General features: G+C 37.4%; 20 protein-coding genes. 11 read left to right on the top strand and 9 right to left on the bottom strand.

The window, feature by feature from the left end:
• Positions 1 to 43: 43 nt before the first annotated feature.
• From carA to rpoN, 5 genes are all read right to left on the bottom strand, one after another.
• The gene (carA, locus tag BMY50_RS25505) at positions 44 to 1144 is read right to left on the bottom strand and encodes a glutamine-hydrolyzing carbamoyl-phosphate synthase small subunit (protein ID WP_093331680.1); all 1101 of its coding nucleotides are present in this window, start codon (positions 1142 to 1144) and stop codon (positions 44 to 46) included.
• A 218-nt stretch (positions 1145 to 1362) separates the two neighbouring features.
• Positions 1363 to 1788, bottom strand: coding sequence for a Dabb family protein (locus tag BMY50_RS25500; protein ID WP_093331676.1), 426 nt, complete (start codon positions 1786 to 1788; stop codon positions 1363 to 1365).
• Between the two features lie 20 nt (positions 1789 to 1808).
• Positions 1809 to 2849 carry an agmatine deiminase family protein gene (locus tag BMY50_RS25495; RefSeq protein ID WP_093331791.1) on the bottom strand — a complete coding sequence of 347 codons (1041 nt, stop codon included), beginning with the start codon at positions 2847 to 2849 and terminating at the stop codon, positions 1809 to 1811.
• A 13-nt stretch (positions 2850 to 2862) separates the two neighbouring features.
• Positions 2863 to 3732: a carbon-nitrogen hydrolase gene (locus BMY50_RS25490; RefSeq protein ID WP_093331671.1), complete on the bottom strand. Its 870-nt coding sequence runs from the start codon at positions 3730 to 3732 to the stop codon at positions 2863 to 2865.
• A 48-nt stretch (positions 3733 to 3780) separates the two neighbouring features.
• The gene (gene rpoN / locus BMY50_RS25485) at positions 3781 to 5256 is read right to left on the bottom strand and encodes an RNA polymerase factor sigma-54 (RefSeq protein ID WP_093331664.1); all 1476 of its coding nucleotides are present in this window, start codon (positions 5254 to 5256) and stop codon (positions 3781 to 3783) included.
• A gap of 195 nt (positions 5257 to 5451) precedes the next feature.
• Here rpoN and mscL point away from each other — a divergent pair, with 195 nt between their 5' ends.
• From mscL to tsaB, 5 genes are all read left to right on the top strand, one after another.
• Positions 5452 to 5862: a large-conductance mechanosensitive channel protein MscL gene (mscL, locus tag BMY50_RS25480; RefSeq protein ID WP_093331657.1), complete on the top strand. Its 411-nt coding sequence runs from the start codon at positions 5452 to 5454 to the stop codon at positions 5860 to 5862.
• A 361-nt stretch (positions 5863 to 6223) separates the two neighbouring features.
• Entirely contained in the window at positions 6224 to 6382 is a 159-nt protein-coding gene (gene rpmH, locus BMY50_RS25475) for a 50S ribosomal protein L34 (RefSeq protein WP_093331654.1), read from the top strand.
• Positions 6383 to 6456: 74 nt separating this feature from the next.
• Positions 6457 to 6864: a ribonuclease P protein component gene (locus BMY50_RS25470; RefSeq protein ID WP_093331650.1), complete on the top strand. Its 408-nt coding sequence runs from the start codon at positions 6457 to 6459 to the stop codon at positions 6862 to 6864.
• Positions 6827 to 7081 (top strand): membrane protein insertion efficiency factor YidD, encoded by a 255-nt coding sequence (gene yidD, locus BMY50_RS25465; RefSeq protein WP_093331646.1) that lies wholly within the window; start codon positions 6827 to 6829, stop codon positions 7079 to 7081. The genes BMY50_RS25470 and yidD overlap by 38 nt, the downstream gene beginning before the upstream one ends.
• A 58-nt stretch (positions 7082 to 7139) precedes the next feature.
• Entirely contained in the window at positions 7140 to 7853 is a 714-nt protein-coding gene (tsaB, locus tag BMY50_RS25460) for a tRNA (adenosine(37)-N6)-threonylcarbamoyltransferase complex dimerization subunit type 1 TsaB (RefSeq protein WP_093331641.1), read from the top strand.
• Here tsaB and BMY50_RS25455 read toward each other — a convergent pair.
• Complete coding sequence (locus BMY50_RS25455; protein ID WP_093331637.1) at positions 7850 to 10501, bottom strand: PQQ-binding-like beta-propeller repeat protein; 2652 nt, start codon at positions 10499 to 10501, stop codon at positions 7850 to 7852. The genes tsaB and BMY50_RS25455 overlap by 4 nt on opposite strands.
• A gap of 88 nt (positions 10502 to 10589) precedes the next feature.
• On the opposite strand from BMY50_RS25455, the gene BMY50_RS25450 reads away from it, so the two are divergent.
• Together BMY50_RS25450 and priA are read left to right on the top strand one after the other, a co-directional pair.
• The gene (locus BMY50_RS25450) at positions 10590 to 10976 is read left to right on the top strand and encodes a DUF423 domain-containing protein (protein WP_093331634.1); all 387 of its coding nucleotides are present in this window, start codon (positions 10590 to 10592) and stop codon (positions 10974 to 10976) included.
• 23 nt (positions 10977 to 10999) lie between these two features.
• Positions 11000 to 13486 (top strand): replication restart helicase PriA, encoded by a 2487-nt coding sequence (gene priA, locus BMY50_RS25445; RefSeq protein ID WP_093331631.1) that lies wholly within the window; start codon positions 11000 to 11002, stop codon positions 13484 to 13486.
• A 14-nt stretch (positions 13487 to 13500) separates the two neighbouring features.
• Here priA and BMY50_RS25440 read toward each other — a convergent pair whose 3' ends face one another.
• Positions 13501 to 14223: a hypothetical protein gene (locus BMY50_RS25440; protein ID WP_139202332.1), complete on the bottom strand. Its 723-nt coding sequence runs from the start codon at positions 14221 to 14223 to the stop codon at positions 13501 to 13503.
• 223 nt (positions 14224 to 14446) lie between these two features.
• Here BMY50_RS25440 and BMY50_RS25435 point away from each other — a divergent pair, with 223 nt between their 5' ends.
• Positions 14447 to 15103, top strand: a complete 657-nt coding sequence (locus BMY50_RS25435) for a protein-L-isoaspartate(D-aspartate) O-methyltransferase (protein WP_093331623.1) — start codon at positions 14447 to 14449, stop codon at positions 15101 to 15103.
• Between the two features lie 77 nt (positions 15104 to 15180).
• Here the strand turns inward: BMY50_RS25435 and smpB are convergent, their stop codons facing one another.
• Both smpB and BMY50_RS25425 read right to left on the bottom strand, forming a co-directional pair.
• Positions 15181 to 15630 carry an SsrA-binding protein SmpB gene (gene smpB, locus BMY50_RS25430; RefSeq protein WP_093331618.1) on the bottom strand — a complete coding sequence of 150 codons (450 nt, stop codon included), beginning with the start codon at positions 15628 to 15630 and terminating at the stop codon, positions 15181 to 15183.
• A 53-nt stretch (positions 15631 to 15683) separates the two neighbouring features.
• Entirely contained in the window at positions 15684 to 16340 is a 657-nt protein-coding gene (locus BMY50_RS25425; RefSeq protein WP_093331612.1) for a metal-dependent transcriptional regulator, read from the bottom strand.
• Between the two features lie 57 nt (positions 16341 to 16397).
• Here BMY50_RS25425 and panB point away from each other — a divergent pair, with 57 nt between their 5' ends.
• From panB to glgX, 3 genes are all read left to right on the top strand, one after another.
• Complete coding sequence (panB, locus tag BMY50_RS25420) at positions 16398 to 17213, top strand: 3-methyl-2-oxobutanoate hydroxymethyltransferase (protein WP_093331607.1); 816 nt, start codon at positions 16398 to 16400, stop codon at positions 17211 to 17213.
• A gap of 97 nt (positions 17214 to 17310) precedes the next feature.
• Positions 17311 to 18792 (top strand): S10 family peptidase, encoded by a 1482-nt coding sequence (locus tag BMY50_RS25415; RefSeq protein WP_093331603.1) that lies wholly within the window; start codon positions 17311 to 17313, stop codon positions 18790 to 18792.
• Between the two features lie 272 nt (positions 18793 to 19064).
• Positions 19065 to 21194, top strand: coding sequence for a glycogen debranching protein GlgX (glgX, locus tag BMY50_RS25410; RefSeq protein WP_093331598.1), 2130 nt, complete (start codon positions 19065 to 19067; stop codon positions 21192 to 21194).
• Positions 21195 to 21202: the final 8 nt, after the last annotated feature.

Below are 21202 nucleotides of genomic sequence, written 5' to 3'. Positions count from 1 at the left end.
ACAGCTAAATAACAAAATTATAACAAGCAAAATGTTTGAAAATTTAAGCTGTAAGCATGGCGGTAAAATCGTCAAATAAGTATCTAGAATCATGTGGGCCAGGTGAGGATTCTGGGTGATACTGGACAGAAAATGCCCTTTTACCTTTAACTCGTATTCCTTCTATTGATTTATCATTGAGATTTATATGCGTAATTTCAACTGTTTCAGATTTTTTAACATCATCACCTACCACGCCAAAACCATGATTTTGACTGGTTATCTCACAGCTGTCAGCAATAATGTTTTTCACTGGATGGTTGATTCCCCTGTGTCCGTTAAACATTTTTTCGGTTCTTATATCGTTTGCTAAAGCCAATAACTGGTGGCCTAAACATATTCCGAACATAGGTTTGTTCGATTTCAATATTTCCTTTACCGTTTCTAATGCATAAGGCATCGCAGAAGGATCTCCTGGGCCATTAGAAATAAAGTAGCCGTCAGGCGTCCAGTGCTCCATTTCTGCAAATGTAGTTTTCGCCGGGAATACTTTGACATATACATCTCTATCGCTAAAGTTACGCAGTATATTTTTCTTAACACCAAGATCAAGAACAGCAACTCTAAAACGAGCTTGTTCATTACCGAAATAATAAGCGTGTTCGGTGCTTACTTTTGATGAAAGCTCCAAGCCATCCATGGATGGCACCTCCTTCAACTGCGCCTTTAATTGTTCAATATCTAATGTTTCAGAAGATATAATAGCATTCATCGCCCCTTTATGGCGAATGTGCCTTACAAGAGAGCGGGTATCAACGTCAGATATACCAACTAAACTGCCCTTTTCAAAGTAATTTTGAATAGAATTATCCGCCATTTTACGGCTGAATGGAACACTGTAGTTTTTACAAACAAGTCCGGCAATTTGTATATTATGTGACTCTATTTCTTCTTCTGATGTGCCGTAGTTACCAATGTGGGCATTGGTAGTTACCATGATTTGACCAAAGTAAGATGGGTCAGTAAAAATTTCCTGATAACCGGTCATACCTGTGTTGAAGCATATTTCGCCAGTAGTGGTGCCTATTTTTCCGGCAGCTTTACCATGATAAACTGTGCCATCTTCTAGAAGTAAAATTGCAGGCAGTTTGGTGTAGTTACTCATTTCTTATATACTGATTTTATGTGTTGCACTTTGTTGAAATCCTCCCATATAAAACAAACGGCCCCTTGAGGCCGGTAATTTTCTTGAATACATGAAAAATAATGGGTGCGCCGAAAAAAATCCGGAAAAATTCGCCTGAGGGATGAAGCCAATTACTTCAATTTTCACGAGGGACAAAGGTACGTAAAAATTATCATATTCAGCAAAAATTATCTATGCTATTTAAGGAGTGCGTCGTGCACCACAACCTTATTCCAATACTTGCTGTATTTTTCTATGGCCTGTAGATGTATAGGGTGCGTGCCATAGGTTTCCAAATCTTCTAAGTTGTCAAAATATACTAATAGGGTATAAGTAAAACTATTGTCTACTACATCTCGAGGGGTGCTATTGGCAGCTCTTCCATAATGGAGTGATTTTACATTGGGTACCTTTCTCAGTTCTTCAAAGAATCCGGTAAAATTGGTGATGTCGTTTTCAGTTACATCTGGCTTCAGCCAGAATAAAACATAGTGGGAGATAAATTCGTTTTTTTTCACTGTATCTGTATTTGGAGTTATCAAATTTGCTTGCGTTATAACCGGTGCTAGTGTCACAGCAGTCAGTGTGACAGAAGATGCTTTTAAGAAATTACGTCTTTTCATTGTACATGATCATTTGTATGTTAAATTTCAGGTTCTTGTTGACTTAAACAATGCCAACTGCCTAAACCCCAGATAATATCTGTACTATCAATTCCGATTACCTTTCTAGAAGGGAAGCAATCGGTTAAAATGTCTAGCGCCTTTTGATCGTTTTTATCTCTGTAAGTTGGTACTACTACCGCTGCGTTGCTAATATAAAAGTTTGCATAAGAAGCCGGTAGCCTTTGCCCTTCATGAACGACTGCTGCTGGCATCGGTAATTCGATAATATCCAGTTGTTTACCGTTCAGCAGACGCATTTCTTTTAATAAATTTAGATTGTCTAATAGAGGCGCATAGTTTTCATCGTTCTTATTCTCTTCTATAACAGTCACAACTGTTGTTTCATTTATAAAGCGCGTAATATCATCTATGTGACCATCCGTGTCATCTCCGACTATTCCATCACCTAGCCATAACACTTGTTCAACACCGTAATAGTTGTATAGATGCGCTTCAATTTGATGCTGTTTAAGGTGTGGGTTTCTATTCGGATTTAGTAAGCAGGATGTTGTCGTTAGCACTGAGCCCGCCCCATTAAAATCAACAGAACCTCCTTCCATAATGATGTTTGGATAAAAAACGGGTTGATTAAGTGCTTTCCCTACTAGTGTTGGAATATTATCATCGAGCGCATAGGGAGGGTATTTATTACCCCAGGCATTGTAACCCCAATCTATTATTACCTTAGGAATATTGCTGCTAGGATTAATAAGAAATGCCGGGCCATGATCTCTACACCAGGCATCATCTGTAGGATGATCGTAGAATACGATCTGTTGTAGATTTACGCCCGCTTCGGTAAGATGATAAACTGCTTCCTGCTTCAATTTTTCATTTAGTATATTGATACAGACCATTTCACCCGCTGATATAGCTTTGATAAATTGACAATAAGGCTGATAAATGCTGCTTAACTTACCAGGCCAACTAGCCTCTTTATGCGGCCAGCTCAGCCAGGTAGCTCGGTGCTTATGCCATTCTGCCGGAAAAAAATATCCTTCATTCTTTGGAAAATTCATCATAATAGAAGCGTTAATCGCCGTCAATAAATCTTTTGGTGATAGGGTGATAACTATCTATTCTTCTATCTCTCAGAAAGGGCCAATGTGAACGATAATAATCTGATTGATTAAGGTCTACATCCGTAACCACAGTTTCTTCCTGATCATGAGAAGCTTTATAAATGAGTGAGCCAAAAGGATTCGAGATAAATGATCCTCCCCAAAAACGCACGCCTGCTTCCTCACCAACGCGATTAACAGATACAACGGGAATGCCATTGGCTATTGCATGAGAACGCTGGATAGTTTGCCATGCATTGTATTGCTCGGTGTTTGTTCCGGCATCCTGCGTTACAGCCCATCCAATTGCGGTTGGATAGAAAAGTAATTCAGCACCCATTAAAGCTGTTATCCTTGCTGCTTCAGGATACCATTGATCCCAGCAAATTAATACGCCAATAGAGGCGTACTTAGTTTTGAAAATTTTATAGCCTAAATCACCGGGGGTAAAGTAAAATTTTTCGTAAAAGCCAGGATCATCAGGGATATGCATTTTGCGGTATTTTCCTAAATAAGTTCCATCCGCATCAAGAACTGCAGTGGTGTTGTGATAAAGCCCTTGTGCCCTCTTTTCAAACAAAGAAGCAACAATAACTACGTTGAATTCAGCTGCAACGTTACTTAATGCGTCTGTAGAAGGCCCGGGGATTGACTCCGCTAAGGCAAAATTATCATAGTTCTCCTCGTCGCAAAAATAAAGAGAAGTGAAAAGTTCTTGAAGGCAAATAATTTGAGCCCCCTTTTTTGCCGCTTCCTTCACCTGTTCAATGGCTTTTGCTAAGTTCGTGGGCTTGTCGGCCACACAGCTCATTTGTACTGTTCCTATTTTTACTTTTGACATTATTGTAAATTCTTCGGTTATTACAGCGTAATTTACTTTATTATTATCTTAAAGCTTCTTACGTAATCTCGCAACTGGAATGTTCATCGCTTCCCGATATTTTGCTACTGTTCTACGAGCGATCGTATAACCCTTTTCTTTTAGTATTTCTGTTAGTTTTTCGTCTGCTAATGGTTTCCGCTTATCTTCATTACCAATACATTCTTCGAGAATTTTCTTTACTTCTTTGTTTGAAACCTCCTCGCCACTATCTGTTTGAATAGCTTCAGAGAAAAAAGATTTTAATAAAAATGTCCCGAATTCAGTTTGTACATATTTTGAGTTTGCAACGCGAGATACGGTAGATATGTCCATATCGATCTTATCTGCTATATCTTTCAGAATCATTGGTCTTAAGTTTCGCTCATCGCCGGTCAAAAAATAAGTGTACTGATAATTCATGATGGCATTCATCGTTTTTAATAGCGTTTGTTGCCGTTGTTTTATGGCATCTATAAACCACTTAGCAGAATCCAGCTTTTGTTTAACAAATTGCACCGCTTCTTTCATCTTCTTGTCCTTTTGCGCCGTTTTGTCATAATGGTCAAACATTTCCTGATAGGAGCGACTCACTCTTAATTCTGGAGCATTTTGAGCGTTTAAGGTTAGCACAAGAATTCCGTCGTTATTACTGATGTGAAAATCAGGTATAATATGCAGCTGTTTACCAGTAACAGAACCAGCATCTCCAGGTTTAGGGTTTAGCTTTAATATCTCATCAATGATTTTTTTTAATTCATCAGAGTCGATATTCAGGCTCCTTTCAAGTTTATCATAATGTTTACGGGTAAACTCTTCAAGGTAGTTTTCAACAACCAGTATGGCCGCTTTAATTATAGGATTGTCATGGTCCTTTTTTCTGAGCTGGATAAGTAAACATTCTTGAAGATCTCGAGCACCTACACCCGCTGGATCAAATGTTTGAATAATCTTTAAAATATCTTCAACCTCTTCTTCGGTAGCTATTACGTTTTGAGAAAAAGCTAAATCGTCTATTAACGACAAGATGGGCCTCCTAAGATATCCGTCGTCATCCAAACTTCCAATTAGCTGCTGTCCGATTAAAAAGTCCTTATCATTTAAAGCTAAGAGGTCAAGTTGTTGTTGTAGGTTTTCGAAAAAGGAATCTTGAATAGCAATTGGCATCTCCTTTCTATCCTCTTCATCATCGGAATTGTTGTTTAAACTTCCGCCATAATCACTTACATCTTCGTCTTGCAAATAATCATCTACGTTAAATTCGTCTCCCTCGCTGCTCTGTTCGTCGCTGTTAAAATTATCTTCATCCGGGTCTCTGTCGGGATATTCTTCTGTAGGCTCATTCATATTTGCTAAGCTCATGTCCTCCAAGGCGGGATTTTCTTCGAGTTCTTCTTTAATCCGCGCATCTAAGGAAACAGTTGGTACCTGCAGCAATTTTATAAACTGTATTTGCTGAGGTGATAATTTCTGAAGTAATTTTTGTTGTAAACTTTGTTTTAACATAGTGTCATTAAAATAGGCACTACAAATAAATCTCTAAAAGATAGTGCCTTTGGTGCAAAAGTACAGATTTTTTGGACGATTAAGATATATCTTAATGGGTAAATTCTATTTATTTATTTGTAAAATTTGTAATTTGACGAACAAAAAATATTACTTTAGCGTTACAAAAGAATGTTTAACTAAAAATATTTGAATATGGGCTTATTTAAAGAATTCAAAGAATTTGCCATGCGTGGCAATGTAATCGATCTCGCAGTGGGTGTTGTTATAGGTGCTGCATTTGGCAAAATAGTCACTTCTTTAGTAGACGATATTATCATGCCTCCTATAGGATATCTTACGGGCGGGGTTGATTTTACAAGCTTGAAATATGTTATTAAGCCCGCAGATGCTGCTAATGAGGTAGCGGAAGTAGCAATAAACTATGGGAATTTTATAAATGTTGTTATTCAGTTTATTATCGTTGCTTTCTGCATATTTATTTTGGTAAAAGCAATTAACAGTTTAAATAGGAAGAAAGTTGAAGCTCCAGCAGCTCCTCCAGCACCAACTAAAGAGGAAACCTTGCTAACAGAAATTCGGGATTTACTAAAGTCAAAAGCGTAATATTTGCTATAAAAAATAAGAGGATCCTTATTTCAGGAAAATAAGGATCCTTTCATTTCTCCTAAATATGTACTCATTTCGTGATGCTGGCGTCTCCTTTTAGAAATTAGATAGGTAAAATAAGCAAATTAGGCTTAATATTCGTCTATTACAACGCTGGTAGGAGGGTTTTAGAATAGATTAAGCCAATTGTTTATAAGGAAAATCAAGCGGAAATAAATTCCTTACATAATTTAAAAAATAAGTTTGATAATTTAGGAATAAGCCTTACCTTTGCATTCTTGTTTTAAAGGCATTAATCAATGTTAATCGGTATTAAGGTAATTAATCAGGTTAGCAGCAAAATATAAAATTAATTCAGATGAAAAGAACATTTCAACCTTCGCAGCGTAAAAGAAGAAATAAACATGGTTTTAGAGAGCGTATGGCTTCCGCTAATGGTCGTAGAGTATTAGCTTCAAGAAGAGCAAAAGGCAGAAAAAGGCTAAGCGTTTCTGACGAGCGTCGTCATAAAGCATAGGTTTATTTTTTCCGGTGCCTAGCTTATACCCGAAGCCTGAACCGGTTTCGATTGGCAATATCGCTTAGGTACATATGGTAAAGTATACATTAAAAAAAGAAGAACGGCTTTGTAATAAACGACTTTTAACAGGTCTTTTTCAAAGTGGTTCTTCTTTTATTTTATACCCTTACCGTTTAACCTTTACAAAAAGTCAAGATCTTCCTTCGGTCGCCCAGGTAGTTTTTTCTGTTTCTAAACGGCGTTTTAAAAAGTCTGTAGATCGTAATCTTCTAAAAAGAAGAATCCGAGAGGCCTATAGACTACAAAAACATGATGCACTGCATTCTTTTTTGTTGACAAATAAAACACACGTTTTGGTAGCAATTCAATATATTGGAAAGGTAATTGAACCATATGAGTTGATGCATAAACGTATGGGGGATGCCTTATTGAAACTACAACATGAATATAGCAGGGTTTATATGGACACAGTTAATTAAGCGGCCAATAGGTTTTTTCCTATTGCTCTTAATAAGGATGTATCAATGGCTTATTTCGCCATTATTTCCAGGTTCTTGTAGATATACACCTACCTGTTCACAATACGGTGTAGAGGCAATAAAAAAACATGGTCCGTTTAAGGGAGGTTGGTTAACTATTAAAAGAATTAGTCGTTGCCATCCTTGGGGAGGGCATGGGCATGATCCAGTTCCCTAATTTCGTCAAATTAAGTAGTTTATCAAGCAAACATTTGTCAGAATAATAAAAAAGCAATATGAATATTTTACATATAGATACTGCAACACCTGTTTGCTCTGTAGCATTAACTATTAATGGGGTCTTATCGGCTTACAGGGATCATGATGAACCGAATATTCACGCTTCTAAACTTACCGTGTTTATTGAAGAGCTATTGCTAGAAGCAAAAATAGCCATAAATCAATTAAGCGCCATTTCTGTCAGCAAAGGTCCAGGGTCATATACCGGATTACGTATAGGTGTTTCTGTTGCGAAGGGTATATGTTATGCGCTCGATGTGCCATTGATAGCAGTTAATACGCTTGATGCCATGATGCAAGGCTTTAAAGCATCTCTTTCTGAACAATCAGATCGTGGTAACGAACTAAATACTTTATTCTGTCCGATGATCGATGCACGTAGAATGGAAGTGTATACGGCTATTTACGATGCACATCTGAGCATAATAGAGCCAACAGCAGCACGTATTATTGAGGCTGATTCTTTTGACTATTTAGCAAATAAGCATCAATTAATTATGTTTGGAGAAGGGGCGAATAAGCTTTCAGATCTTTTTAGCGAGCACGGTTCTATCCAGATATACAAGGGATTTCAAAATTCTGCACGCTATTTGATCCCAGAAACACTAACAAGATTCAACAAGCAGGAATTTGAAGATATAGCATATTTCGAGCCTTTTTACCTGAAAGACTTTGTCCCTACAACTCCTAAACGCGCAATCAAAAGCTAGTCCATTCGATAGGCTGTTAGCTTACGACCATCTTTACTGAGAATGATATAACGGTGTCCGTTATTTTTTAATTTTCCATAATAGAATTCAGGGAGGCCTTCCATCGGAAATCCTTTAATAATAGAGCCATCGTCTTCAAAGGCATACAGAAGCTTAGCATCGGTAGCCATTCCTATTATAAACCGATTACTTTCTGTCGGGAAATATAGTGGGCTTGCAGTTAAATTTGCATTGAATGTATGATTGAACAATAAGGTGCTATCTTGACTGTTAAATACATATAGTTGCTTATTGTCGGTAATAATAAACTCTTTTATACTATCACCTTGGATGTTTTTTGTTTCAAAATAATGCGTGCTAGGCCACTTACCTAAACTTGTTTGACCTTTTGTTTTATCGAAATAGAAGCTTTGTAAGATGCCACTTGTATCGGTAGTGACAATGCGCGACATCTCGGGCTTGCCTGGAGTGATTTCCACACCAATTGCATTTTTATACTCATCTTTTGAGTCGCCCTCAATGAATGATGTAAGGCCCGCATTATGATTGAACAGGTAGATATTTCCCTCCTCTGTAAATGCAATTATATAATTAAAATCATTAAGTAAGGCTGTCTTCAAGCCAAATAGGATATTACCCTTAACGGTTTTATTTTTCCACTCAGGAAGCTCTTTTCCATTGTTGTCATAAGCAAAAATATGTTGTTGGCCAGGAATAAATATTTTAAAATAATTTGCGTCGCTTTGAAAAATGGTTGAACTAAAACTAGCTTTGTGAGGAAAGACTACGGGGAACCCAGGGTATGGTACACCGTCAGGTTTGAACCTATAAAGTCTTTCGTCTGTGTTTAGTAAAATTGTATGATCAGTTAACTGAACAATTTCCCCAAGTATTTTCCCTGAAAGAGAAGTTCTCCAAATTTCTTTTCCTTCAGTAGTAAAACCATACAAGGTGTTGTTTTTATCTTGCGTTACAATAAAGTTAGTGCTGTCACTATATTTCCATACTGTAGGAGCAATATTTATATCGCTACTGAGACGACTGGTTTCCCACTCGGGTTGTTTCGTTTCTTTTTCTTTAGAAATATATTTAGCGCTTAAATTACTGTAGAAATTACCGTCATATCCTGCCAGTTGAAATGAAAAAGCATAGAAATTTTTATAGCCAAAATTAGCTGTGTCGGTATAAGACTTTTTATAGACTGGTTTTAATTGCCGGCTTAAAGTATGTTTAGAATTATCGTTATTGATATAGAATGATACATTCGTTTTATTTGCTTGGAGTTTATTGAACTCTAGAAACTGGATAGTGTTAATCAATAGTTCCTTTTGTTCATGTTGTTTCCTAAACTGTTGTAAAGTACTTATTGTATTTGCACAAATCATATAATTGTTAACAACCGTGAAGTAAGGTCTTTGAAAAGGGAGCATCGGATCCCCAAAGGAATAGTACAGCAAATTTGAATTGTCGAACCTGCGAATCTCGTCAGAAACCCCCGTGCTTATTTTGCCAATCGCTTCCATAAAATGCAAGGAATCTTTTAATTTAACTATCCCGATGTTTTCCCTCGTATTAAGCTCAATAGAGGCGAATTCATTACTCCATTGGTTTAAAAGGTCCTTGTCTATATCAATTTTTTTGGAGGAACGGATCAATGTTAATTGATCCTGTATACGGTTTAGTTGTTTTCTTCTTTCCAGTAAAATGTTAAGTTCCCTGTGGAATTTCGGATAATCTGAAAAGGCGAAAGAAGCATAGGCGGCAGTATTGGCCGGCAATATCTGTTTCAGGTTACCTTCAGTAGCCGTTTGATGTGTATAAATAGCTATATAGTTTTGAGTACTATTTTCAATTGTACTCAATCCACTGAACATCAGTGCATCGCTTTTGAAATTCATATTGAGCGAAGACATGCCTTTAAGCCCCTCTAGCAGCTGGAGATTATTTCCTGCTTTTGTGCGCATGAGGCCATTAATCGTTTGAAAAAGTTGTGTGTGATTTAGATGCAGATTGAGTATTGAATTGTTGTTTTTATGTTCACTTTTTGCTAATTCTTCAACGAAAGATGCTGTTAAATGAGCGGCCTTATCATCGAGCGATTTTTTTACAAGTTCCTGTTTATAGCTTACGAAAACAATCCCATCTTTGAAACCAATAAAAAAAGGTTTTTTCAGCTCATGCAGTTGAATTTTATAGGCAAAGGAAGTTAGGGAGTCAGGTATTAGTTTTCCTAAGCCTGCCAGTGCTTTTTCCAGTGCTACCTGGGCGTCTTCAGGTTTTATTCTGGCTTTTAATGGAAGTGTTAATAGCCAATTGATTCCTTCTCTGTCGGGATGAAAAGAAAAATACAATGTTTGTTTATTACTTTGTTCATGAAAATCAGATTTCCTTAATATTTGTTTGTTAAGAAAGTTCAGTTCATGTTGTGCATCTTTGCCTATTATTGCTTCAAAGATTTCAAAGTCGCTAAAAATATTATAGAAAGATTTATCATTTTGAAAGGAAAGAAGAAAGGTTGCGTCTGCAGGTATGCTGGTTAAAAAATTATTAGAAGAGCGACTATTGTTGCTCAAGCTTCTAAAATATAATACTGCTGCAACAATAACAGCAATAAATAATATGCTTATAAGTATCAGTAACTTTCTCATGGTCTGTAAGCAAAGGTAAAAAATTAACGCCGACCAAGAGAAAATGTAATAGGTTTATTAAATTAGCGGTTAAAACTAATCCATCTGAATGAACAAACGTATTATACTTACAGCCGCAACCTTTGGTTTGATCGCGGTTGTATTAGGGGCCTTTGGGGCACACGGCCTCACTGGAAAAATAAGCGAGCAGCAGTTGGAGAATTGGCATACAGCTGTTAATTACCAGTTCTATCATACACTCGCATTACTGTTTTTAGCTACGTTCTCACGAGCAAAAAACACACTCATTATAGTAGCTTATCTAGCTTTTACGCTAGGGATACTGTTATTTTCCGGATCTTTGTATTTATTGTCAACCAGAGAGCTAACAGGTATTACAAATATTCATATTTTAGGACCTATTACCCCTTTAGGAGGTTTGTCTCTTATTTTAGGATGGGCAAGTTTGTTTTTAGCTACGTTGAAGGGTAGATAAGCGGTCAAAATAATAAGATATTTATGTTAGAATTTCAGGCTAATGTGTTTCACCAAGAAAGAGTCACTTTATTTGTGGAGGTTGTTTTACCATTAGCTATTTCAAAGACTTACACCTATCGAGTGCCGAACGAACTCGCCGAGAAAGTGGCCATAGGCAAGCGAGTAATAGTGCAGTTCGGAAAAAGCAAGATTTATACTGCCATCATTTATGAAACCTCTAATAAGGCGCCTGAGCGTTATGAAGCTAAGTATATCATTGATATATTAGATGACGTTGCTTTAGTTACTTCGACGCAATTACGTTTATGGGATTGGGTAAAGGAGTATTACCTATGCCAGCTTGGAGAGGTTATGCAGGCCGCATTACCCGCGGCGCTAAAACTTGCTTCTGAAACGAAAATTACGGCTGTTGACGATATGGAAGTAGATAAAGCTTCGCTAAATGATAAAGAATTCTTAATTATAGAGGCGTTAGAAGTAGCGGGAGAGCTCAAAATAAGTGATGTAGTTAAGCTTTTAGGGCAGAAGACGATTTTTCCGCTTTTGAAATCGTTATTAAATAAAGGGGTAATAAAAGTGTCAGAAGAGCTTCGCGAACGGTACAAACCAAAGAAGAAAGCCTTTATTTTATTGAATTCAATTTTTAAGATTGATGAGGAGAAACGTTTACTCTTAGAAAGTTTAGATAAGGCACCAAAGCAGCAAGATGCTGTTTTAGCCTATTTACAACTAAGTAAAAAACAAAGCAGTATTGCAAAAAATGATTTGTTAGAAGCCAGCGGTTGCGGACAATCAGCTTTGAAATCGCTCATCGATAAGGAAATCTTTATTGTTGAAGAAAGAGTGGTTAGTCGTTTATACGGAGAAGAGGTTGTTGAGGAAACTTTTTTTACATTAAGCAATGCACAACAAGACGCATTGAATAGTATAAACAATCAATTTCTTTCAAAAGATGTTGTTTTGTTGCATGGAGTCACCGCATCAGGAAAAACCCAATTATATATTCGTTTAATTGAAGAAACACTTAAAAAGAACGATACAATTTTGTATCTTCTACCTGAGATTGCTTTGACCTCGCAGATTGTAGATCGGTTGAGACTCCATTTCGGAACGGAAGTAGGCGTATATCACTCTCGATTCAATGACAACGAGAGAGCAGAAGTTTGGCATAAAGTTTTGAAAGGTGAGATCAAAGTAATTTTGGGCGCTCGGTCCGCAGTCTTCCTGCCTTTTAACAAGCTGGGCCTCGTGATTGTTGATGAAGAGCACGAAGTTTCATTTAAGCAATTTGACCCTGCACCACGTTATCATGCACGCGACACAGCGATCTATTTGGGGCATTTGCATAATGCAAAGGTGTTACTGGGTTCAGCAACCCCTGCTATTGAAACCTATTATAATGCAAAAGCAGGGAAATATGGTTTCGTAAGATTATCAGAACGTTATGGTGATTCTGTCTTGCCGGATGTCAGCATTGTAAGCTTAAAAGATCAGGGCAAAAATAAGGCATCGCAATCATATTTTAGCGACAAATTATTAGAAGAAATTAAAAACGCCTTTGCAAATAAAGAGCAGGTAATTCTTTTCCAAAATAGGAGGGGATATACGCCGATGCTGATTTGTCGCACTTGTGGTTATACACCTAAATGCACCAATTGTGACGTTAGTTTAACTTTTCATAAGAGCAGCGGTAAACTCCACTGCCATTATTGCGGTTTTAAAGAAGATGTTATCAATGTTTGTCCAGCATGTGGTTCTACCCATATTGAGAATAAAGGCTTTGGAACGGAACGCATAGAAGAAGAACTTTCTTTCATTATACCTGAAGCAAAAATCTGTCGCCTTGACTTAGATTCTACAAGAGGTAAGGATAGTTTTGAACGTATTATTGCAGATTTTGATGAACAGCGATTCAACGTATTGGTTGGTACACAAATGGTGGCTAAAGGCTTAGATTTTGGTAAAGTAACTGTGATCGGTATTATAAATGCGGACAGCTTGATTAATTATCCTGATTTTCGAGCTTTTGAAAGAAGTTTTTCCTTGCTCTCACAAGTGAGTGGTCGAGCCGGCAGGAGAGCTAGCGTTGGAAAAGTTATTATTCAGGCTTATGCTACACAACACAGAGTACTTGAGCAAGTTGTAAACCATGATTATGAAAGCATGTTTATGACAGAAGCACAGGAAAGAAAACACTATGCCTACCCGCCATTTTATAGACTCATCAAGATAGACATCAAACATAAAGAGCAACAGCAAGTACATGCCTGTGCAGACAGACTTGGCATTTTACTGAAAGAAGCTTTCGGACAAAGGGTGCTCGGACCAGAAGTACCCTTGGTAAGTAGAATACGTAACTATTATATAAATACGGTGTTGCTAAAAGTGGAACGTGATGGAACCAGCATTCAAAAGGTTAAAGCTGCTTTAACAGATATATTAGTTTTATTCGAAACAAATAAGCTCAATAAGGGAGCCTTTGTTCAAGTGGATGTAGACCCTTATTAGCGGTTAAACAGGGTTTAGTACAAAGACCCAAAATTAAATTGTAATGATATAATGCCTACTGGGGCAAAGAAATATTCCCAACTCTTTTTATCTGTTATATCGCTCGAAGGTGTTTCACCAAATTGATTTCTCTCCGTCTTTTGAAAGCTATAAGCTATGGTCATATTACTTTCGGCCGAAACCGTGATAGATGGTAGAATGTTTAATTTCACTCCAATAAAAGGTGAAGCGAGGGCGGCATTTTTTCGGTCAATTGTGCGATTAACTGCATCCGCGTTACTCGAATATTTTTGATTAATATAACCTAAATCAATACCAAAATAAGGCTGTATTCTTGTGTAGGTTAAATTTTTTTCAAACCCAATTTTAACAGTTGTGTTTTGAAGTTTTCCATTGATGTCCTCACAATTAATACAACTACTATTTATCGAGACATCATTATTATAATGGGATCCTGAAATTCTATAGCTTATTTGGTTGTCATTAAATTTGAACATTAAGCCATTAAAAGCCGAAGAGAAAAAATGTTCATTTGCAGTTTGGTTTAATATTCGTGGGAATTGTTCTAAAGCAAAAGATCTTACCGCGATGGAGTATAAAAAATCCGACGAATGTGACTTCTGTGCATTGCTAGGAATAACAATCGGTTTATATGAAAGCGTATCAATTCTTGTTACCTGGCTAAATGAAAGCATATAGCTACAAAGGAGTAATAGAAGACTAAGTAATCGTTTCATCAATATCTGATCTTTAAATTTTTTTTCGAAATCAGCATCAAATTTTCCTCTTTAAGGCTGATTTTGCATAGGTATTATCAAATAACTTATGGGGTAAAATTAATAAAAAACTAGCAATGACTTACCGGTGTGTAAAAAATAAAGCTCAAAATACTAATTGATTAGCTTTTTTATGCTGTTTAAACTTCTCAAATTGATTTAACAACCTTAATTTTGATGTGAAATGGCGTATAAATTTATAGATAATTATCGAGAAAAAGGTGCCAGGAAACAATTGGTAGAGACGTTGAAGAAGAGGGGAATTGAAGATCCTGCTGTTTTGAAAGCTGTAGCTAAAGTTCCCAGGCATTTTTTTTTCGATGAGACTTTTTGGATTCAGGCATATAAAGATATCGCCTTTCCTATTGGTGACGGGCAAACTATTTCTCAACCTTATACGGTAGCATATCAAACCGAAGTACTCCATATAAGAAAAGGAGATAAAGTATTGGAAATAGGTACAGGTTCCGGATACCAGACATGTATACTCCTTGAATTGGGCGCAGAAGTTTTTACTATTGAAAGACAAGAAAACTTATACAATCGTACAATTAAGGTATTGCCGTATATGGGATACAGGCCTCATTTTTTTCTTGGTGACGGATCAAAAGGATTACCGCAGTATGCACCTTATCATAAAATAATAGTAACGGCAGGGGCTCCATTTGTGCCGGAAATTATGCTAAAGCAATTAACCATTGGCGGCATATTAGTTATCCCTGTTGGAGACGAGAAAGAGCAAAAAATGGTTACCGTTATTAGAACAGGCGAACACGATTATGAAAAAATAGAGTTAGATACATTTCGCTTTGTTCCATTAGTGGGTGATCAAGCTTGGTAACTGACTGATTAAGTTTTTACGAACTTAAACTTTTACATTTTTTTATGGCTACCAAATACCGGAAGCAATGAAATTTATTAAAATTTCATTGCCCGGGAAATCTCTCGTTTAGTATCCCTTTCTTTTAATGTTTCCCGTTTATCGAAGTCCTTTTTACCTTGAGCAAGCGCAATTTCAACTTTTGCAAAACCCCGATCGCTAACGAATATTTTAAGTGGAATGATCGTAAAGCCCTTTTCCTCACCTTTTATTTTTAATTTGTTAAGCTCTTTTTTTGTTAACAGCAACTTTCTGTCTCGCTTTGATTCATGATTATAGAAGGACCCGTGCGAATATTCAGCGATGTGCATGTTTCTGATATATAAGCCATCGTTTAAAAATGCACAAAAAGCATCCCCGATATTCGCTTTTGATTGTCGAATAGATTTTATTTCCGTTCCTAAAAGCTGAACACCAGCGATGTACTTGTCCAGAATATGGTATTCGAAATATGCTTTCTTATTTTTTATATTGATGTCGGTAGACATAATTTTTTGTTTTTAAATTTTATTTGAGACATCTTGTTGTCTCCCTTATGATTTTATTTAATAAATATATTTTCCGCCACTTTTTGAGAGATGGTCGCTTGATTTCCATTTATTTCTACATCCATAGAACCATCAAAATCAAATCGATTTTTTATCGTGATATAGTTACCGATAGCAATACCAATCTGAGAAACGTATTGCAAAAATTCAGGGCTGTTGTCTTTTACAGCATACACCTTCTTTTTGCCATTCAGAGGTGCTTCTGCCAAGGTTTTTCGATGCTCAGTAATCAGCTCACCCTTAGCTGAGGGGATGATATCCCCATGAGGGTCAAATTGTGGGTGACCTAAATACTTATCCAAACGTTCAATGAGTTTTTCAGATTTAATATGCTCAAGCTGTTCCGCTACTTCATGTACTTCATCCCAGCTGAATTCGAGTTTATCATATAAGAAAGTTTCCCAGAGACGGTGTTTACGAACAACGTTGATCGCATGCGTGCGTCCTATTTCAGTAAGTGATACTTTTCCATATTTTTGATAATCAACAAGTCCTTTTTCTTTCAGCTTTTTTAGCATATCAGTAGCAGTAGCAGGCCTTACATTTAATTGTGCCGCAATTTGATTCGTTCCCGCTTCCTGCTGTTTGCTGCCATCCTCAGAAATGTGCAGCAACGCTTTAAGATAGTTTTCTTCAGTGATGGATAACATAGGGCAAAGGTAAATAAAAAGTGCCCAATTATACTTATGAAGTATTACCTTTGCTAGATGTCGGTACATAAAGAGGTAAAAAGGATTACAGTGAATAGCATCTTAGAGATGAAATCTACTGGGGAAAAAATATCTGTGTTAACTGCCTATGATTATACAATGGCTAGTATATTAGATGCTGCAGGAGTAGACATTATTCTCGTTGGAGATTCTGCTGCCAACGTGATGGCAGGATATGAAACTACCTTGCCCATAACACTCGATCAAATGATTTATCATGCCGCCAGTGTGTCTCGCGCTGTAAGAAGAGCTTTGCTCGTTGTCGATTTGCCATTTGGTACCTATCAGGGGAATCCATACGATGCGCTGAATGCAGCAATAAGGGTAATGAAAGAGACTGGAGCGCATGCCCTTAAGCTAGAGGGTGGTGTAGAAATAAAGCAAAGCATTGAACTGATTATCAATGCGGGGATTCCCGTTATGGGGCATCTTGGTTTAATGCCTCAATCGGTAAATGCTTATGGAGGCTATGGGTTAAGGGCCACAGGTGTTCGTGAAGCGCATAAATTAAATAGCGATGCACAGTTATTGCATGAATTAGGCTGTTTCTCGGTCGTGCTTGAAAAGATACCGGCTAAATTGGCTAAAGAAGTAACAGAACATTTACGGATTCCAACCATAGGAATTGGTGCGGGCATAGATACAGACGGCCAGGTGCTGGTTATCCACGATTTGCTAGGCATGAATAAAAATTTCAAACCAAAGTTCGTACGGCAATATTTAAATTTGCACGAACTTATGGAGGGGGCTGTACAGCACTTTGTATCGGATGTTAAATCAAAGAATTTCCCAGACGAAAAAGAACAATATTAATTGTTTTTAATAGATACTTAATACCCTCGAACTATTTGTTGTTCGGATACGATGAAATAAAAGTACATTCATGTTCATTATTAAACTATTAGATTAAATGGTGATTAAACTTTATACTATTGCCTTGGGGTTTTTGTGCATAACTTTTTCTTCAAAGGCTCAGCCAGATCCACCGGCAGATTCTGTTATTGCTACCAAACATACGGTGGCAATAAATAATGTAAACATTCCTTATACCGCCACTATCGGAACTCAACCAATATGGGACGAAGATGGAAAAGCTATTGCTACTATAAATTTTACTTTTTATGAGCGGTCAGATATAAAGAATAAGTCAAATAGGCCGTTAGTTATTTCTTTTAATGGTGGACCAGGCTCTGCGTCTCTTTGGATGGAAATAGGATATACAGGACCTAGAATACTTACGCTAGATGATGAAGGTTATCCTGTACAGCCATATGGTGAGATGAAAGATAACCCACATTCAATATTAGATGTAGCAGATATTGTTTATGTTAATCCTGTAAATACAGGCTATTCTCGTATCTTGGATAAAAAAACAGATAAGAATGTTTTTTTTGGGGTAAATGCTGATATAAAATATTTGGCTGCATGGATCAATACTTTTGTTACGCGAAATAACAGGTGGCAATCTCCCAAATATTTAATAGGAGAGAGCTATGGTACTACGCGTGTTTCCGGACTTGCCTTGGAGCTACAAGAGTCGCAATGGATGTACCTAAACGGGGTTGTTTTAGTTTCTCCGACTGATTTAGGACTAAAACGCGAGGGACCTGTTGATGTAGCTTTGCGGTTACCTTATTTTGCAGCTACAGCGTGGTACCACAAAGCACTTCCTGCCGATTTGCAACAAAGAGATTTGAATGATCTTTTACCAGAAGTAGAAGCCTTTACGATAAAAGAACTGCTTCCTGCAATTACAAGAGGCGGTAATTTAGAACAGGATAGTAAAACAGCAATAGCACGTAATATGGCTCGATATGCGGGTCTTACTGAAAAGACAATTCTTCAGAACAATTTTAATATTTCCACCTGGTTTTTTTGGAAGGAATTGTTGCGCGATAAAGGACTAACCATAGGTCGTTTGGATTCGAGATATCTGGGAAAAGATAAGCAAGACGCGGGAGAGAAACCCGATTACAATGCAGAGCTTACTTCTTGGCTACATTCTTTTACACCGGCTATTAATTATTATATTCGCAATGAGCTCAATTATAAGACAGATGTAAAATATAATGTATTTGGATCGGTTTTTCCTTGGGATCAGAAGGACAATAATACAGGAGAGAATTTGCAACAGGCGATGGCTCAAAACCCTTATTTACATGTAATGGTACAATCTGGTTACTATGATGGTGCTTGCGATTATTTCAATGCTAAGTACAATTTGTGGCAAATGGATCCCGCAGGTAAATTTCAAAATAGAATGTCGTTTAAAGGCTATAGAACAGGTCATATGATTTATATGAGAAAGCCTGATTTGAAAGAAGCCAATGATGATTTAAGAACGTTTATTAAAAACACCTTAGTGGAAAAGGGCGTTCCTGCTAAATACTAAGATAATTAAATACTAAAATAAAATTTAAGCCCAGTTACGTTTCTGTAGCTGGGCTTTTTTTTGCAGACGTCTATCTGCTCATAAGCTTTTGAGAATAACGGGGAGATAAGCCCTTTGTTTATTGCAATAAACAAAAGGATGATTTACTTGTTCATTAAGTGGTTTGAGTAGATGGCTAGTTTTTTCCTAATTTAATTGCTACTCATCTAATATTTAATCTATACAAATTTGATTCCTGATTGAATAGTGTGACGGTCAAAAATAATTTAAGTATGAGAAAAAAAAACTATCCTGGCCGTCCATATCCCTTGGGTGCCACCTATGACGGAAAGGGCATAAACTTTGCACTCTTTGCAAAGCATGCCGAAGGGGTGGAATTGTGCTTGTTTACTTCAGAAAGATCGGATGCGACAGAAGAACGCATTCCAATGACAGAGCGCAGTCATGACATATGGCATATTTATTTACCTGATTTGAGACCTGGACAAAAATATGGTTTTCGCGTTTATGGCCCCTACATTCCTACAGAAGGGCATCGGTTTAATCCACATAAATTGTTGATCGATCCTTATGCCAAGGCTATTGCAGGTGCGATTAAATGGCATGAATCCATTTTTGGCTATGACTTAGGAAGTGAAGAAAAAGATACCAGCTTTAATGAACAGGATAGTGCTCCCTATATTCCTAAATCGGTGGTAATAGATCATTCATTTGATTGGGGAGATGATAAAAGACCTAATACCTTATATCATGAAACAATTATTTATGAAACCCATGTGAAGGGCTTTACTATTTCACATGCAGAAATACCAGAAGATATCCGCGGGACCTATGCCGCGATAGGGCATCCTATTACTATTAAATATTTGCAAGAATTAGGTGTAACGGCTATCGAACTAATGCCAATACATCAATTTGTTAACGACGGACATTTGCAAAATAATGGACTCAATAATTATTGGGGATACAATACGATCGGTTTCTTTGCTCCCGATGTAAAGTACAGCTCAAGCGGTGTAAACGGTGAGCAAGTGATCGAATTTAAACAAATGGTTAAGAACCTACATGCGGGAGGAATAGAGGTAATTCTTGATGTGGTATATAACCATACGGCAGAAGGCAATGAGCTTGGACCAACCTTAAGTTTCAAGGGCATCGACAATGCCTCTTATTATCGACTCACAGATGATGCACGCTATTACATGGATTATACCGGTACGGGCAATACCCTCAACGCAAACCTACCCAATGTGTTGCAGTTAATTATGGATAGCTTACGTTATTGGATTTTAGACATGCATGTTGATGGTTTTCGGTTTGACCTCGCCTCAGCATTAGCGAGAGAATTCCATGACGTAAATAAACTGAGTGCTTTTTTTGACATTATTCATCAAGACCCTACCATTTCGCAGGTCAAGCTGATTGCCGAACCATGGGATGTTGGAGAAGGCGGTTACCAAGTAGGAAATTTTCCTGCTGGTTGGGTAGAATGGAATGGTAAATATCGAGATTGTATACGTGATTTTTGGCGAGGGGAAGATAGTAAATTAGGAGAATTTGCGTCACGCTTTACCGGTAGTTCCGATTTATATCAGGATGATTATAGAAAGCCAACTGCAAGCGTCAATTTTATAACCGCACATGATGGTTTTACGCTTACCGACCTTGTTTCGTATAATGAAAAACATAATGAAGCAAATGGGGAAGGGGGGCAGGATGGCGAGAGCCACAATCGTTCATGGAACTGTGGAGTGGAGGGGGTGACAGATAATCAGGATATAATGGCTTTACGAATGAAGCAAAAACGTAATTTTTTAGTGACGCTATTCTTATCTCAGGGTGTCCCCATGTTATTAGGTGGCGATGAGTTAGGTCGTACTCAAAATGGCAATAATAACGTCTATTGTCAGGATAATGAACTATCCTGGTATAATTGGAATGACGCCGATACCTCACTACTGGATTTTACAAAAAGACTCATTCATTTTAGGCAAAAACATCCAACATTTTGTAGACGTAAATGGTTTATGGGTCAGAAAATAAAAGGAGCAGGGGTAGAAGATATTGTCTGGTTTTTGCCTGAAGGAAACATAATGCCCGACGAGGCTTGGGATAACGATTATGCCAAGTCGCTTGCCGTCTATCTTGACGGTAGGGGGATTCGTTCAGTTGATCAAGTAGGTAATAAAATTTATGATGATCATTTTTATGTGATTTTTAACGCATATGATGGGACTATTGACTACAAGTTACCGGCAGAAAAATATGGACAGGAATGGACAAAGATACTAGATACTTCAAACGCGCAATTGAATGATGAAGACCAATGTAAGCCCGGCGACATAGTAAGAGTGGAAGGGCGTTCAATTGTACTGCTTCATGCCCCATTGATTGACGGATAACAATCATT

It is taken from the genome of Olivibacter domesticus (assembly GCF_900109575.1).
GTDB lineage: Bacteria > Bacteroidota > Bacteroidia > Sphingobacteriales > Sphingobacteriaceae > Olivibacter > Olivibacter domesticus.
Note: the sequence above shows the minus strand (reverse complement) of the source record. Positions and strands in the feature narration are given on the sequence as shown.

Coding starts and splice junctions, on each gene's coding strand:
- BMY50_RS25425 (WP_093331612.1), bottom strand. CDS start 16,340: ATGTTATCCATCACTGAAGAAAACTATCTTAAAGCGTTGCTGCACATT.
- panB (WP_093331607.1), top strand. CDS start 16,398: ATGTCGGTACATAAAGAGGTAAAAAGGATTACAGTGAATAGCATCTTA.
- rpoN (WP_093331664.1), bottom strand. CDS start 5,256: ATGTTAAAACAAAGTTTACAACAAAAATTACTTCAGAAATTATCACCT.
- BMY50_RS25450 (WP_093331634.1), top strand. CDS start 10,590: ATGAACAAACGTATTATACTTACAGCCGCAACCTTTGGTTTGATCGCG.
- priA (WP_093331631.1), top strand. CDS start 11,000: ATGTTAGAATTTCAGGCTAATGTGTTTCACCAAGAAAGAGTCACTTTA.
- glgX (WP_093331598.1), top strand. CDS start 19,065: ATGAGAAAAAAAAACTATCCTGGCCGTCCATATCCCTTGGGTGCCACC.
- BMY50_RS25440 (WP_139202332.1), bottom strand. CDS start 14,223: ATGAAACGATTACTTAGTCTTCTATTACTCCTTTGTAGCTATATGCTT.
- BMY50_RS25500 (WP_093331676.1), bottom strand. CDS start 1,788: ATGAAAAGACGTAATTTCTTAAAAGCATCTTCTGTCACACTGACTGCT.
- BMY50_RS25415 (WP_093331603.1), top strand. CDS start 17,311: ATGGTGATTAAACTTTATACTATTGCCTTGGGGTTTTTGTGCATAACT.
- BMY50_RS25435 (WP_093331623.1), top strand. CDS start 14,447: ATGGCGTATAAATTTATAGATAATTATCGAGAAAAAGGTGCCAGGAAA.
- BMY50_RS25470 (WP_093331650.1), top strand. CDS start 6,457: ATGGTAAAGTATACATTAAAAAAAGAAGAACGGCTTTGTAATAAACGA.
- mscL (WP_093331657.1), top strand. CDS start 5,452: ATGGGCTTATTTAAAGAATTCAAAGAATTTGCCATGCGTGGCAATGTA.
- BMY50_RS25495 (WP_093331791.1), bottom strand. CDS start 2,849: ATGAATTTTCCAAAGAATGAAGGATATTTTTTTCCGGCAGAATGGCAT.
- carA (WP_093331680.1), bottom strand. CDS start 1,144: ATGAGTAACTACACCAAACTGCCTGCAATTTTACTTCTAGAAGATGGC.
- smpB (WP_093331618.1), bottom strand. CDS start 15,630: ATGTCTACCGACATCAATATAAAAAATAAGAAAGCATATTTCGAATAC.
- rpmH (WP_093331654.1), top strand. CDS start 6,224: ATGAAAAGAACATTTCAACCTTCGCAGCGTAAAAGAAGAAATAAACAT.
- BMY50_RS25455 (WP_093331637.1), bottom strand. CDS start 10,501: ATGAGAAAGTTACTGATACTTATAAGCATATTATTTATTGCTGTTATT.
- yidD (WP_093331646.1), top strand. CDS start 6,827: ATGAATATAGCAGGGTTTATATGGACACAGTTAATTAAGCGGCCAATA.
- BMY50_RS25490 (WP_093331671.1), bottom strand. CDS start 3,732: ATGTCAAAAGTAAAAATAGGAACAGTACAAATGAGCTGTGTGGCCGAC.
- tsaB (WP_093331641.1), top strand. CDS start 7,140: ATGAATATTTTACATATAGATACTGCAACACCTGTTTGCTCTGTAGCA.